General features: G+C 73.0%; 13 protein-coding genes, 3 pseudogenes and 1 riboswitch. Of the genes and pseudogenes, 7 read left to right on the top strand and 9 right to left on the bottom strand.

Translation table 11 applies throughout. The annotated features are described in order from the left end of the window. Nucleotides 1-15: 15 nt before the first annotated feature. Entirely contained in the window at nt 16-870 is an 855-nt protein-coding gene (locus AB0C99_RS11110; RefSeq protein WP_362472680.1) for a bifunctional 5,10-methylenetetrahydrofolate dehydrogenase/5,10-methenyltetrahydrofolate cyclohydrolase, read from the bottom strand. A gap of 28 nt (nt 871-898) precedes the next feature. Further along, a riboswitch (ZMP/ZTP riboswitch) is annotated at nt 899-1003 on the bottom strand. 281 nt (nt 1004-1284) lie between these two features. On the opposite strand from AB0C99_RS11110, the gene AB0C99_RS11105 reads away from it, so the two are divergent. The 3 genes from AB0C99_RS11105 to arr all read left to right on the top strand — a co-directional run bounded on the left by AB0C99_RS11105 (nt 1285) and on the right by arr (nt 4699). Beyond that, entirely contained in the window at nt 1285-2523 is a 1239-nt protein-coding gene (locus AB0C99_RS11105; RefSeq protein ID WP_362472747.1) for a GAF domain-containing protein, read from the top strand. Nucleotides 2524-2572: 49 nt separating this feature from the next. Then, a complete protein-coding gene (locus tag AB0C99_RS11100) occupies nt 2573-4096 on the top strand; it encodes an aldehyde dehydrogenase family protein (RefSeq protein ID WP_362472677.1) in 1524 nt (507 codons plus the stop codon). Between the two features lie 192 nt (nt 4097-4288). Continuing rightward, entirely contained in the window at nt 4289-4699 is a 411-nt protein-coding gene (gene arr / locus AB0C99_RS11095; protein ID WP_362472674.1) for an NAD(+)--rifampin ADP-ribosyltransferase, read from the top strand. A gap of 198 nt (nt 4700-4897) precedes the next feature. Here the strand turns inward: arr and AB0C99_RS11090 are convergent, their stop codons facing one another. Further along, on the bottom strand, nt 4898-5203 hold the full coding sequence (locus AB0C99_RS11090; protein WP_362472744.1) for a WhiB family transcriptional regulator: 306 nt from the start codon (nt 5201-5203) through the stop codon (nt 4898-4900). 443 nt (nt 5204-5646) lie between these two features. Between AB0C99_RS11090 and AB0C99_RS11085 the strand changes: the two genes are divergently transcribed. Further along, on the top strand, nt 5647-6519 hold the full coding sequence (locus AB0C99_RS11085) for an NAD(P)H-binding protein (RefSeq protein ID WP_362472671.1): 873 nt from the start codon (nt 5647-5649) through the stop codon (nt 6517-6519). 131 nt (nt 6520-6650) lie between these two features. On the opposite strand, the gene AB0C99_RS11080 is transcribed toward AB0C99_RS11085, so the two are convergent. Next, the gene (locus AB0C99_RS11080) at nt 6651-7610 is read right to left on the bottom strand and encodes an AraC family transcriptional regulator (RefSeq protein WP_362472668.1); all 960 of its coding nucleotides are present in this window, start codon (nt 7608-7610) and stop codon (nt 6651-6653) included. 199 nt (nt 7611-7809) lie between these two features. After that, nucleotides 7810-9339 (bottom strand): MDR family MFS transporter, encoded by a 1530-nt coding sequence (locus AB0C99_RS11075; RefSeq protein ID WP_362472665.1) that lies wholly within the window; start codon nt 9337-9339, stop codon nt 7810-7812. A gap of 55 nt (nt 9340-9394) precedes the next feature. On the opposite strand from AB0C99_RS11075, the gene AB0C99_RS11070 reads away from it, so the two are divergent. Continuing rightward, nucleotides 9395-9940 (top strand): PadR family transcriptional regulator, encoded by a 546-nt coding sequence (locus tag AB0C99_RS11070; RefSeq protein WP_362472663.1) that lies wholly within the window; start codon nt 9395-9397, stop codon nt 9938-9940. Nucleotides 9941-10138: 198 nt separating this feature from the next. Beyond that, nucleotides 10139-10246 (top strand): annotated as a pseudogene (locus AB0C99_RS11065) (TetR/AcrR family transcriptional regulator); the annotation flags it as partial. Between the two features lie 176 nt (nt 10247-10422). Here AB0C99_RS11065 and AB0C99_RS11060 read toward each other — a convergent pair. Beyond that, nucleotides 10423-11349 (bottom strand): sterol desaturase family protein, encoded by a 927-nt coding sequence (locus AB0C99_RS11060; protein WP_362472660.1) that lies wholly within the window; start codon nt 11347-11349, stop codon nt 10423-10425. A 79-nt stretch (nt 11350-11428) separates the two neighbouring features. Between AB0C99_RS11060 and AB0C99_RS11055 the strand changes: the two genes are divergently transcribed. After that, on the top strand, nt 11429-12088 hold the full coding sequence (locus AB0C99_RS11055; RefSeq protein ID WP_362472657.1) for a helix-turn-helix domain-containing protein: 660 nt from the start codon (nt 11429-11431) through the stop codon (nt 12086-12088). Here AB0C99_RS11055 and AB0C99_RS11050 read toward each other — a convergent pair. The 4 genes and pseudogenes from AB0C99_RS11050 to AB0C99_RS11035 form a co-directional block, all read right to left on the bottom strand. Next, nucleotides 12084-12212: pseudogene (locus AB0C99_RS11050) on the bottom strand (MBL fold metallo-hydrolase); the annotation flags it as partial. The gene AB0C99_RS11055 and the pseudogene AB0C99_RS11050 sit on opposite strands and share 5 nt — an antisense overlap. Nucleotides 12213-12421: 209 nt before the next feature. Beyond that, on the bottom strand, nt 12422-13429 hold the full coding sequence (locus tag AB0C99_RS11045) for a hypothetical protein (RefSeq protein ID WP_362472654.1): 1008 nt from the start codon (nt 13427-13429) through the stop codon (nt 12422-12424). 30 nt (nt 13430-13459) lie between these two features. Further along, complete coding sequence (locus tag AB0C99_RS11040; protein ID WP_362472651.1) at nt 13460-13699, bottom strand: hypothetical protein; 240 nt, start codon at nt 13697-13699, stop codon at nt 13460-13462. A 60-nt stretch (nt 13700-13759) separates the two neighbouring features. After that, nucleotides 13760-14074, bottom strand: a pseudogene (locus AB0C99_RS11035) (RHS repeat-associated core domain-containing protein); the annotation flags it as partial. Between the last annotated feature and the right edge of the window lie 11 nt (nt 14075-14085).

Below are 14085 nucleotides of genomic sequence, written 5' to 3'. Positions count from 1 at the left end.
CACGGTCCGGGCGGGTCACAGTCCGAGCTGGCGCTCGGCCCCCTCGACGGTCTGGGCGAGCAGGACGGCGATGGTCATCGGGCCGACGCCGCCGGGGACGGGGGTGATGAGGGAGGCCCGCTCGGCGGCGCTCGCGAAGTCGACGTCGCCGACGTTGCCCGGGTTGTAACCGGCGTCGATGACGACGGCGCCCGGCTTGATGTCCTCGCCCTTGATGAAGGCGGGCTTGCCGACGGCGGCGACGAGGATGTCGGCCTCGCGGACGGCGGCGGAGAGGTCGGTGGTGCGGGAGTGGCAGTAGGTGACGGTGGCGTCGCGGCCGAGGAGGAGCAGTCCGGCCGGCTTGCCGAGGATGGCGCTGCGGCCGACGACGACGGCCCGCTTGCCGCTGAGCTCCACGTCGTACGCGTCGAGCAGGCGCATGATGCCGCCGGGGGTGCAGGAGACGAAGCCGGGCAGGCCGAAGCCCATGGCGGCGAAGGAGGCCATGGTGACGCCGTCGACGTCCTTCTCCGGGGCGATGGCCTCGAAGGCGGCGCGCTCGTCGATGTGCGGGCCGACGGGGTGCTGGAGCAGGATGCCGTGGACCTCGGGGTCCTCGGAGAGCGCGGTGATCGCGGCGACGAGTTCCTCGGTGGTCGTGGCGGCGGGCAGCTCGACGTGCTTGGAGCGGATTCCGGCCTTCGCGCAGCGGTTCTGCTTCATCTTGACGTACGTGACGGAGGCCGGGTCGGCGCCGACGAGGACGGTCGCGAGGCAGGGGGTGGTGCCGGTGCGGCGGGTGATCTCGGCGGCGCGGACGGCGGTCTCCTCGACCGTGCGGCGGGCGAGGGCGGTGCCGTCCATGAGGCGGGCGGTGCTGGTGGACATGGGCCACTCCTGGGCGTCGACGATGACCGGTGGATGCCCAGGCGCGCGACGACGGCACGGCCGCGTGATGAGCGCGTCCGCCGGGCCGCTCCCCGGTGGTGATCCACCTCCAGCGCCAGTCACGGCCCGGGACCACTGTACGTGACGGTCCTCCTGACGGGTACCTGACGGGCGCCCGGGACGGGCACCGGCGGGTACCGGACAGGGGGCATATGCACGTCCGCCAAGACGCTTGTCGGCGCCTCGCGCGCGCACGACGATGGCCTCCACGAGGCGAACGACCGCGCCGGGGAGGCCGAGTTGAACGAACCGTTGACCGCCGCGACGGGCGCGGCGGGCGGGACGGGCTGGACGGGCACGACGGGCGGTACGGCTGCGACAGGCGCGGCGGAAGGTGCGGGCGGGGCCGGTGCGGTGCGGCGGGCGTACGAGGCGTTCACGGCCGGCGGCCCGCTCGGGGTGCCGCCGGTGCGCCCGCTGGTCGCGGAGTCCTGGCGGCGCTCGGTGCGGGCGCGGGTGAGCCCGGACGGCGGGGCTCGGGTCGAGCTGGACGAGGACGAGCTGGCGGGGCACCGCGAGGAGCATCCGCTGGCGGCGGTGATGCCGGTGATCCGGGAGCTGATGGGGACGTACGCGCGGGACGGCGAGCATCTGATCGCGGTGTGCGACGCGGCGGGGCGGATGCTGTGGGTGGAGGGGCATCCGGGGACGCTGCGCAGCGCGGGGCGGATGAACTTCGTGCCGGGGGCGCGCTGGTCGGAGACGGCGGCGGGGACGAACGCGCCGGGCACGGCGCTCGCGATGGACCGGCCGGTGCAGGTGTGCGCGGCGGAGCACTTCCAGCGCCCGGCGCAGGCGTGGACGTGTGCGGCGGCGCCGGTGCACGACCCGCGCGACGGGCGCCTCCTCGGCGCGGTGGACATCACGGGCGGGGCGGGTCTCGCGCATCCGCACAGCCTGGCGTTCGTGCAGGCGGTGGCGCGGGCGGCGGAGTCGCAGCTGGCGCTGCTGGCGCCCGCCCCGGCCGCCGCCCGGCCACGGCTGTCGGCGCTGGGCCGCGACGAGGCGCTGCTCCGGACCGGCGGGCGGCGGCTGCGGCTGAGCCGGCGGCACAGCGAGATCCTGGCGGTGCTGGCGCACCGGCCGGAGGGGGTGGGCGGCGACGAGCTGCTGACGCTGCTGTACGAGGACGGGGCGGTCACGCCGGTGACGCTGCGGGCGGAGCTGTCCCGGCTGCGGGGCCTGCTGGGTCCGGAGCTGCTGGCCTCGCGCCCGTACCGGCTGACCGGGGAGGTCGACGCGGACTTCCTGACGGTGGACCGGCGGCTTGTGTCGGGGGCGCTGGCGACGGCGATCGGGGAGTACGCGGGGCCGCTGCTGCCGGGCTCGCGGGCGCCGGGGGTGGTGCGGCTGCGGGAGCGGCTGGCGGGGCGGCTGCGGGCGGCGCTGGTGGACCGGGCCGATCCGGGACTGCTGGCCGACTGGGCGTACAGCGCCTGGGGCGAGGACGACCTCGCGGTGTGGCGGGCGCTGGCGGCGGCCGTGCCGGCGGCGCAGGCTCCGGCCGTACGGGCGCGGCTGACCGCGCTGGACGCCGAACTGGGCGCGGGCGCAACGGGCTTGCAACGTCGGGCGGCGCAGACTCGGCGCTGAGCAGAGCCGGCCCGGGACGGCCGGCGCGGTACGAGGAGAGGCCAGAGCCATGACGCGTTACGCCGCACCCGGCACCGAGGGTTCGATCATGTCGTACGAGCCCCGCTACGACCACTGGATCGGCGGTGAGTACGTCGCCCCGGCGCGCGGGGGGTACTTCGAGAACCCGAGCCCGGTGGACGGCCGGCCGTTCGCCGAGGTCGCCCGGGGAACGGCCGAGGACGTGGAGCGGGCGCTGGACGCGGCGCACGCGGCGGCGCCGGGCTGGGGCCGGACGGCCCCGGCGGAGCGCGCGCAGGTGCTGCTGCGGATCGCGGACCGGATGGAGGCGAACCTGGAGGCGCTGGCGGTCGCCGAGAGCTGGGAGAACGGCAAGCCGGTACGGGAGACGCTGGCCGCCGACATCCCGCTCGCCATCGACCACTTCCGCTACTTCGCGGGGGCGCTGCGCGCGCAGGAGGGCGCGCTGAGCGAGATCGACGAGGACACCGTGGCGTACCACTACCACGAGCCGCTGGGGGTGGTCGCGCAGATCATCCCGTGGAACTTCCCGATCCTGATGGCGGTGTGGAAGCTGGCGCCCGCGCTCGCGGCGGGCAACGCGGTCGTCCTGAAGCCGGCCGAACAGACCCCGGTCTCGGTGCACTTCTGGATGAGCCTGGTGGCGGACCTGCTGCCGCCGGGTGTGGTGAACATCGTCAACGGCTTCGGCGAGGAGGCGGGCAAGCCGCTGGCGTCCTCCCCTCGCGTCGCGAAGATCGCGTTCACGGGCGAGACGTCGACGGGCCGGCTGATCATGGGGTACGCCGCCGAGAACCTGAAGCCGGTGACGCTGGAGCTGGGCGGCAAGTCGCCGAACATCTTCTTCGACGACGTGTGGGCGGCGGACGACGACTTCCGCGACAAGGCGCTCGAAGGCTTCACGATGTTCGCGCTCAACCAGGGCGAGGTCTGCACCTGCCCGTCGCGCGCGCTGATCCAGGGCGGCCACTACCGCGAGTTCCTGGAGGCGGCGATCGCCCGCACCGAACTGATCGTCCCGGGCCACCCGCTGGACCCGGCGACGATGATCGGCGCACAGGCGTCGGAGGACCAGCTGAAGAAGATCCTCTCGTACCTGGAGATCGGCCAGCAGGAGGGCGCGAAGATCCTGACGGGCGGTCAGCGCGTGGAACACGGAGGCGACTTGGCCGGCGGCTACTACGTCCAGCCGACCATCTTCGAGGGCGACAACCACATGCGGATCTTCCAGGAGGAGATCTTCGGCCCGGTCGTCGCCGTCACGTCGTTCACCGACTTCGACGACGCGATCCGCACGGCCAACGACACCCTGTACGGCCTGGGCGCGGGTGTCTGGACCCGCGACGCCAACACGGGCTACCGCGCGGGCCGCGCCGTCCAGGCGGGCCGCGTCTGGCTGAACTGCTACCACGCCTACCCGGCCCACGCGGCCTTCGGCGGGTACAAGCAGTCGGGCGTGGGCCGCGAGAACCACAAGATGATGCTGGACCACTACCAGCAGACGAAGAACATTCTCAGCAGCTATTCCCCGAAGGCGGTCGGGTTCTTCTAGACCGGTCACGGACCGGACTCCCGCCCGGGGCGAGGCAGACGACACTCCGCGGGTGCGGGCACACGCTTCGTGCCCCACCGGCGGACTGTCGGTGAGCGACACCCCGTGCGGACGCCCGGCTCCACGTCCGGTGTGTCGTCGTCCCGCGGCCCCCGCCGGGGCGCCCCGGTCCGGGATCGTAGGCTGAGGGGCATGACCGAGACGCTGGACCCGGGGCCCTTCTTCCACGGCACGAAGGCCGACCTGCGGATCGGAGACCTGCTCACGGCGGGGTTCCGATCCAACTACCGGCCGGAGATCGTGATGAACCACATCTACTTCACGGCGCTCCGCGACGGCGCCGGACTCGCGGCCGAGCTCGCCGCCGGGGACGGCGAGCCGCGCGTGTACCTGGTCGAGCCGACCGGGGAGTTCGAGAACGACCCGAATGTCACCGACAAGAAGTTCCCCGGCAATCCCACCCGCTCCTACCGCAGCCGGGAGCCGCTCCGCATCGTGGCCGAGGTCCACGACTGGACGCGACTGACCCCGGACGCGCTGCGGCTCTGGCGTGAGCGGCTCGCCGCGATCCGTGCGGACGAGCGGGGGGAGATCCTCAACTGAGGAGTCTCCCCAGCCTCGGCCGGACTCCGGGGTCGCCGGGCCACCGCTCCATCACCCGCAACGTGCTCGTACGCCCGAATGGTGCGCCGCCGGCTCATCCTGTGACATGCGGACACCCGTCCGGCCGCCGCTCGCAGGCACCCGCACGACAGATGAAGAGGTGATCGGCACAACGCCGCCCGACGGCCCTTCTGTACGTCAAGCCGTACTGCGGGCCACGACGGCGCGGCCGGCGTCGTGCTCCCGCCTCGCCGCCTCCAGCAACGCGGCCCAGGAACGCACGGTGGGGCGGCGCTTCAGCAGCGCCCGCCGCTCCCGTTCCGTCATGCCGCCCCACACGCCGTGCTCGATGCGTTCGTCGAGTGCGTGGGCGAGGCATTCCGCGCGCACCGGGCAGCCAAAGCACAATGCCTTGGCCCGGTTCTGAGCTGCTCCCTCGACGAAGAGGTCGTCAGCGGCCTCGGTCCGGCACAGCCCCGACGCGGCCCAGCCTCCGCTCATCATTCCCCCCACGCTCCACCTCGCATGTGCGGTTGCCCCTCCTGATGGATCTGGCACGCTACGGAGGCACATGCGCCGGGTCTACACCTCGCCCGCAGGTTCGCCCCATCGAGCGACACAACCGCCGCACGCACCCGGAGGCTGTCCACGCCGCCAGCGCCCGCCACGGCACCGGCATTCTGTCGGCGAGAAGGTCCCTCAGTGCGCGGAGCTGCCCCAGAACGGAGCCTTCTGCGACACCCTTTAGGCCGTGAGAACGCCCTGCTGACGCAGACGCGACACCGTGACAGGCGCGCGTACCCGTCTCAGCCCCCGGCCGAACCCGGGCCGCCGCAGACCGTGATGGTCCGGGTCGGCTTGTGTCGCGGGCGGGTGCCGGACCCATGGACATGCCTTGCGGACGATCGCCCATGGCCGCCGGAGGCCCGTCCTGTGAGGCTCGACCCATGACACACAGCGACATCACCACCAGCACGACCACCACCCCGGGAACCGTCCTCGTCCTCGGCGGAACCGGAAAGACCGGCCGCAGGGTCGTCGCCCTCCTGCGCGAGCGGGGCGTGGAGGTCCGGGCCGCGTCCCGTTCCGGCGACACCCCCTTCGACTGGGGCGACCCGGCCACCTGGGGGCCGGCCCTCAGCGGGGTCAGCGCCGTCTACGTCGTCGGGCCCGAGGGCTCGCCCTCCCCCACGCCCGGCTTCGTCGAGCTGGCCGTCGCCACCGGCGTACGGCGGCTGGTGCTGCTCTCCGCCCGGGGCACCGGCACTCCCGGCTACCTCACCGACGCGGTCGGCGCCCCGCATCGGGAGAGCGAGGCGGCCGTCCGGTCCTCCGGGGTCGTCTGGACGATCCTGCGGCCCGGCTGGTTCGCCCAGAACTTCAGCGAGGGCGTGTTCCTCGACGGCGTGCGCGCCGGTGAGCTGTCCCTGCCCACCGGTGACGGCAGCGCCGCGTTCGTCGACGCCGACGACATCGCGGCGGTCGCCGTCGCGGCCCTCGTGGAGGACGGCCACGACGGTGAGGTGTACGAGCTGTCCGGGCCCCGCGCGCTGAGCGTCGCCGAGATGCTCGACGAGATCGCGAAGGCGGCCGGAGTGCGCGCCGCCTACGTTCCGGTCACGCCGTCCGCCTACCGGGCCGGGCTGGAGGCGCAGGGCGTGCCCGCGGAGGAGGCCGCCGTGTGGACGGAGGCGATGGACCCGATCCTCACGAGCCGGGAGGCTCCGCTGACGGACGGTGTCCGCAGGGCGCTCGGCCGCCCGCCGCGCGACATGGCCGACTTCGCCCGGGACGCGGCGGCGGCCGGCGCCTGGGCCTGACCCGTACGGGAGGAGCGGCGGGCGGGACCCGATGAGCGGCGGCCACGAGCCGACCCCGCCGACGCGCACCGGGGCTGCCGGCCGCGTCCCCGGTCACCCGTCCCCCTCCCCCGTTCCTGCGCGCGGCCTGGTCAGCCCGCCGGAGCGGACCGGCCCGGCTCCGGGGCGGCCGTCGCGTCTCGCCGGTACGCGCCGGGGCTCACGCCCCGCAGGCGTTTGAACGCGGCGCCGAAGCCGAACGCGTCGGCGTAGCCGACCTTCCGGGCCACCGCCGCGACCGTCAGCTCGGTACTGCTCAGCAGGTCGGCGGCGAGCGTCATGCGCCACTCGGTGAGGTAGGCCACCGGCCCGTCGCCCACCAGCTCCGTGAAGCGTTTCGCCAGGGTCGTCCTCGACACCCCCGCCCGCGCGGCGAGCTCCGCCGTCGTCCAGGGGTGCGTCGGATCCTCGTGGATCGCCCGCAGCGCCGCCCCGGCGACCTCGTCGCCGAGAGCGCCGTACCAGCGCGGCGGCTGGGCCTCCGGCCGGTCGAACCAGTCCCTCAGGGTGCACACCAGCAGCCAGTCCAGCAGCCGGTCGAGCACGATCTGCCGCCCCGGCCGGCCGCCGCCGATCTGGCTCTCCAGATAGTCGCGCAGCGGTGCGCAGTCGGGTTCGTCGGGCACCACCAGGACCGGCGGCAACGCGCGCAGCAGCCGCTGCGGAACCTGTGCCCGTACGTCGTAGGCGGCGGCGAGCAGCACGGTGGGGCCGCTGAGTTCGCCGTCCCGTTCGACGGCGTCCGGCTGTTCCACGTTCCAGTGGATCTCCCGTACGCCGATGGCTCGGCCCTCCCCCTCCCCCTGGCCGTGCGCCGGGTCGTCGGTGAAGGAGAACGGCGCGGGCCCCCGGACGATCGCGACCTCACCGAGCGCGACGCGGCGGGGCTCGCCCTCCTCGGCCACGATCCATCCCGCGCCGCGGAGCGGCAGGACGAGGGTCAGGTAGGGCCCGTCGGTGAAGCGCAGGGACCAGGGCGGCCACAGCACCGAACGCCCGAAGACCGCGCCCTTGCCTCGGACACCACGCAGCAGCTCGTCGAACACGTCCATGCCGCCCACCATAGGCAGACCGGGAGCGGCGCCGGACGCTCACCCATGCCCGGCGGACGGGCTCCCATCGCTCCGGGCCGTGCGGACCGGAGCGTTCGGTGCGACGGCGTCCGTCCGCCGTGCGCCGGCCCTGGACGTCCCCTGCCGGTGTGTGGGGACGCGGATGCCGGCGCCCAAGGACCGTCGACGAGGGTTCCGGTCACGGTACGTCGGGACCCGGGGCCGTCCTGGTGTCGCGGGGCCGCTCGTCGTCCCGCACCGCCACGCCGGCGGCCCGCGCTTCGGGGAGGCGCGGCGAGGGGGTCCGCGCGGGCGGGGCGTCCTGGCGGTCCGTGGCGCGGCGGCCGGGCAGGAAGGCGACGGCCAGCAGGGTGGCCAGGGCGCCGGTGACGGCGAGGGCCGGGACGACCGCCGCCGTGGCCGCGGCCTGCGCCTGGTGGGGTCCCTCGCCCAGCCGGCGGGCGAGGGTGTCGGCGTAGAGGGTGCCCGCCACGGCGAGGGCGACCGATCCGCCGATCTGGCGGAAGAACGTGATGCTGGAGCTGGCGGTGCCGATGTCGGCGGGGGCGACCGCGGACTGGATGACGAGGGTCAGGCCCGAGAGCATGGGCCCGATGCCCAGGCCGATGAGCGCCATCCAGAGGGACATGACGGGGAGGGGGGTGTCCAGGGTGAGCCGGACGAAGAGCAGCGATCCGGCGGCGGCCGCCAAGGCGGCGAGGACCAGCCAGACACGGGCCCGTCCGCCTCGGCTGAGGAGCGCGCCGCCGAGGAGGCTTCCGATGACCATGGCGACCATCAGCGGGTAGAGGAGCAGCCCGCTGGTGCTGGCGTCGTGGCCGAGAGCCTCCTGAAAATAGCGGGGCAGGAAGACGACGGCGGTGAAGAGGCAGAAGGCCGAGAAGAACGAGGCGGCGCTGGCGAGCGCGTAGGAACGGCTGCGGAAGAGGCGCAGCGGGATGATCGGCTGCGCGGCGCGGCGCTCGACGAGGAGGAAGGGCACGAGGAGTACGAGGGCGAGGGCGAGGGGCCCCGTGACGGCGGCGTCGGTCCAGTCGCGGCCGTCGATGCCCTTCATCGTCAGTCCGATCAGGAGGGAGCTGATCGCGGCGGTGAGCAGGGTGATGCCCGCGTAGTCCGGGCGTCCCGCACCGGGCAGGCGGACGCCGGCGGGCAGTCGGCGCCCGATGACGGCGAGCACGGTCACGCCGACCGGGAGGTTGACCAGGAACACCCAGTGCCAGCTGGCCCGGTCGGTGAACAGCCCGCCGAGGTAGGGGCCGATCACGTAGCTGGCCGCCATCACCCCGCCCACGGCTCCCTGTGTACGGCCGCGCCGCTCGGGCGGCACGGAGTCGGCGAAGAGCGCGAGGGAGAGCGGGATCAGGGCGCCGGCGCCCAGCCCCTGGACGGCCCGGAAGGCGATGAGCTGGGTCATGTCCTGGGACGCCGCGCACAAGGCGCTGCCGACGAGGAAGACCGTGATGCCCGTGAGGAGGAGCGGCTTGCGCCCGTAGACGTCGGAGAGCCGCCCGTAGAGGGGGACGGTGACGGTCGAGGTGAGGAGGTAGGCGGTGACGGCCCAGGTGTAGAGCTCGCCGCCGCCGAGGTCCTGGGTGATGCGGGGCAGTGCGGTGCCGACGATCGTCTGGTCGAGCATCGCGAGGAACATGCCGCCGAGGACGGCGATGAGGAGCGGTCCGTCGACCGCGCGCCGGGGTTGCTTCATATGACGATGCTGACAGGTCAGTCCTGACAGGTCAATGTCTGGGTATCCTGTGATCATGTCTCTACGGATCGCCCTGCTCGGCACGCTCGCCCACCACGGCCCGGCCACCGGCTACGAGCTCGCGAAGCGCTTCGACACCTCGGTCAACCTCGTGTGGCAGGCCAGACACGGGCAGATCTATCCGGAGCTCGCCAAGATGGAGGCGTCCGGGGCGGTCACCGTCGAGAACGCGGGCGACGGCCGCGGCCGCAAGGTCTACACGGTCACCGAGGCCGGCCGTGACGAGGTGAGCGCGTGGGTCCACGGCGACGACCACTTCCGGGGCGTCCGCAACGAGTCCGCGCTGCGCGGCTTCCTCGTCAGCCTCCTGCCGCCACGCGACGCGGCGGCGGTGATGCGCGCGGAGGAGGCCCGGCACGCCGCCCGGCTCGACGATGTCCTCCGCCTCAAGGAGGAGGTCGAAGCGCGCACGGCACCCGCCGACCCCTTCGGCAAGTACGCCCTCGACCTCGGCGTGCGCAACGCCACGATGATGCGGGACTGGGCCGCCGACACGGCGCGGGACCTGGAAGAGCGGGCGGACGCGGCGGAGCACGGCTGACACGCCGGGCGAACAGTCGGGGGGACGGGGCCGAGCCCGGGGCCGGCGGGGGCGCGCCCGGGGGTGACGCGCGGGCAGCCTGGCCCTGGGTCGCGTAAACCCCGGGGCCGCAGCCCGAGGCCGCCGCGCCCCCGGGGGCGGAGCCCCGCCCGCGCGCCGGAGGTCACGCCTTCAAGGACCGGCCCACTGACGCGCGAACGCGGGCTCGCCCGCGACCTCGGAGTGAGCCACGCCGCCCCCACACGCCACTTCCGTGACCTCCATGCCGCACTCGACGCCCTGGTTACCGAGGGGTTCGAGGACCTCAACGGGCGGCTGCGCCGGGCGGGCGGGGAGCACCGCACAGCCGCACTCACCCTCGCCGTCCTCCTCGACGGACTGCGCCTCACCGTGCGAGACCGCGGGGCCGGGCAGCCGAACGGAGGCGGCCGGAGCCGGCGGCGAGCCCGCCGCCACACCCGGCCCCGGAGACCCCGCCCAGGTCACGGAGCGCCGACACCCCGGCTCCCCGAGTGTGCGCAGGTATCGGTGGCGGCGCCGGCGGGGACGGCGGGCCTGGAGCAGGAGCAAGAGGCGGCCGACCGCTCAGGCCGCCAGCCCGGCTTGCCCACGAGGTGCCGGGCCCGGTCCCGCCAGCGCGTGGCGCGTGCCAGGTCCCGTCCGATGGCAGCGTATTCGTGGGAGACGATCCGCAGGGGGTTGTGGGTGTCGATGTTCTTGGTCAGCCCGTAAAGGGGGCGTTCCGTCTCCTGGGCCCAGGTACCGAAGAGCTGGTCCCAGATCATCAGGATGCCGCCGAAGTTGCGGTCCAGATAGCCGCCCTGCGAGGCGTGGTGGACGCGGTGACTGGAGGGCGTGTTGATGATCCTCTCGATAGGGCGGGGCAGTCGGCCGATGCGGTCGGTATGCAGCCAGAACTGCGTGAGCATGTTGATGCCGCCGCACAGAAGGATCGCCCAGGGCGGTACGCCGGCCAAGGCCAGGGGGACGTAGAAGATCTGCGAGGTGAGGCCGGTCCACGGCTGCCGCACGGACGTGGAGAGGTTGTACCTGAGGCTGGAGTGGTGGACCACGTGACTGGCCCACAGGACGCGCACCCGGTGGTGCGAGCGGTGCATCCAGTAGTAGAAGAAGTCCTGGGCCAGCAGGATCAGCGGGAACGTCAGCCATGTGACGTCGACGCGCAGCGGGGTCAGCTCGTACAGCGCGACGAACGCGGCGAGGGCGATCGTCTTGTAGACGATGTCCACGACACCAGCGCCGGCGCCCACGGCGAGGCTGGCCGCGGTGTCGCGCACCGTGTAGCCGCTGGCGTTCTCGTCGGGATGGAGCCGGTAGTAGACCATCTCAAGGACGATCAGCAGGACGAAGAGCGGCGCGGACATGGCCAGCAGGGATGTGTTCTCCATCGGAACCTCCTATCGGAGCGATTCGCTCCGATAGGGAGTATCGGAGCGGATCGCTCCGACAGGCAATAGGTTGGACGGCATGAAGAAGAGAGACACGGAAGGGACGTTGGGCGGAGGGCGCTTCGGACGCCAGGCCGAAGCGGAACGCAACGACCTCCTCGTACTCGAAGCGGCGCGCGACGTGTTCGCCGAACAGGGAGCCGACGCGCCGGTGTCCGCCATCGCGGAGCGGGCGGGCGTCGGCATCGGCACTCTCTACCGCCGGTACGGCAGCAAAGAGCAGCTCCTCCAGCGGCTGTGCGTCACCGGCATCTCGTCCACGATCGCCGAACTCGAAGCCGCCGCGGAGCCGGGCGGGACCGGCTGGGAGATCCTGGCCCGCTACATGGCGGCCGCGGTCCAGGCCCGGACCGGCGCGTTCGCCACCCTGGCCGGGTCGTTCACCCTTCCCCCCGAGGTCATCGCCGCCAACGAACGGGCGAAGGAGCTGGCGGAACGGCTCCTCCGCGGCGGTCACGACGACGGGACGGTGCGCACCGACGTGACCACCCTCGACATCACCCACGTCATCGAGATGTTCAGCCGCTACCCCCGGCGCACGGAGCTGGACGAGCACGCCCGCCACAGGATGCTGGCTCTGGCGCTCGACGGCCTGCGCGGCTCCCACAGCGGCCTGCCCGGCCCGGCACCCACGTGGGCGGACTACGACCGCATGTGGAACCACACTCCGTTTCGGTGACCAGATCCGGTGCGTGGATACAGACCGCCCCCGGGGTGTGTCCGGGTGTGTGGAGCACGGTGAGGGTGGTTCCGGCCACGGTCAGGGTCCGCCCGTCGAACAGTTCGCCATCGGGTGCGTGGTCCCGGGACTGCAGGCAGTCTCCATACCAGGCTGCGTTCGCGCACTCCTGACGGCGAGGGGCAGACCGGAACCGCCCACCGGTGCCCCCGTCCGTCCCCGTCTCAGCCGCCGAGCCCGCTCCGGATGAGCGTGTCCAGCCGCCGCCAAGCCGGGGAGGACGCGTTCACCGCCGCGGGCCGATCGGGCGCCCCCGCTGCCTCCAGGCCCCCGTCACTGGAAGCTGAGGCGGTGGGGGTGGAACGGATCCGCGGGGCAGGTGTGGATCCGCAGGTAGCCGCGCCCCGGATGCACGCCGGTGGGGGTGATGACATGCCGGAACAGGTCGGGGCGGAGGTCCTCGCGTGGGGCCCAGCTCTCCGATGCGGGGTCCCATTCGACGTAGTGCGCGGTCAGGAGCGGCGGCATGGGGGTGCCGCAGACGGTGCAGTCGATCGGGCGGGGGTCGGTGAGGTGCCAGGTGGCGAAGCCGCCGACCTTCCAGCCGGGTGCGAGGGACAGATCGCTGGAGTACTCGGTGGGGAAGTCCGCCTCCGCTTCTTCCTCGTCCTCGTCGAGGAGCCCTTCCTCCCACTCCGCGATGGACTCTTGGAGGTCCTCGGGGAGCAGGCCGAGGTATTCGTGCTCGGTGATCTGCTCGGGGTGGAGTTCGCAGGGCTGGGGCACGCACTCGGGTGAGCCGACGACGAGCGGTTCGGGCTGGTCGCCGAGGACGGTTCCGATGTCTTCGCTGCGGCGCCAGTTCAGGACGACGTCGACGCTCTGGTCGGGGCCGTGTGCTTCGAAGGGGCACCAGAAGACCTGAAGGAGGTCGTGTCCCTCGGGTCCGGTGAGGTCGGGGATGTCGCGTGCCCACAGCTGGGCGACGGCCAGCATGGGGATGGGGTCCGCGTCGCCGATCGGGAGGTGGTGCGGACCGGTCTGGAAGCCGGCGAGGAGTGCGATCTCCTCGTCGGTCTTCTGCCGTCCCTCCGAGGCCGCGTGGATGCGGCGCGCGTGACGGACATCGGCCAGCAGGTGGCCGGTTGCTTTGGGATGGACGGCGGTGCACACCGGCCAGGGTTCGTCGGCAGGCCAGAGCATGGGGCCGGCCACGGAGCTGTCGTGCGCCGTCGGGTCGCCGGGGCGGGGGTGCAGTCGCGTGGCCGTGCGCCGGTAGTCGGCGAGGGCGGGAAACAGCGCTTCGACGTCGTAGGGACGGGGGGGTGTGGTGCGGGTCATGCGGTTCTCCGGAACGAGTCGTCGGGGGCGCTAGACGCCGGTTCGGACGTAGGCGGCGGGGTTCTCCAGAATGTAGGTGAAGGTGAACCCCTTGTTTCCGTACGCCGTGAAGTGGATCTCGTGGGGTATCGGGTTGGTGCCCGCGTACTTGGGGACGACGTTGTACTGGACGATCTCGTCGTTGTCCTCCACCTGGTCGTAGATCACCGCCTCCACCTGGACGCGTTGCTCGGTGGGGCGTCCCAGGTGGTCCAGGCGCCCGTAGCGCACGCTGCCTCCGAAGCCGCTTGTCGCATCGCCCCAGTCGTAGGCGTCGAAGCTGCAGCGCTTGGGGGCGAGTCCCAGGGGGTCGGCTGACGCCCAGGGATTGGCGACGTAGGTGGCCGGGTTGGGGGGGGCGGGTGAGAGGCCGAGGGGGGGCGAGGCTGGTGTAGCGGGCGGTGTCGGGGGCGTAGTGGCGGAAGAAGTTGTAGTGCGGGCCGGTTTCCCGGTCGGCGTACTGGCCGGGGAAGCGCAGTGGGGTGTAGGCGGTGGCGTCGCGGTTCCACCCGGTGGTCCCCAGGCGGTCGAGCGGCTGCGCCAGGCCGTCTCGCCGGTGACGGAGACGAGTTCGGCAGGGGTCCCGGCGAGGTCGGTGACGATGGCGATGGCGATGG

This window comes from Streptomyces sp. NPDC048659 (genome assembly GCF_040650575.1).
Taxonomy (GTDB): Bacteria; Actinomycetota; Actinomycetes; order Streptomycetales; family Streptomycetaceae; genus Streptomyces.
Note: the sequence above shows the minus strand (reverse complement) of the source record. Positions and strands in the feature narration are given on the sequence as shown.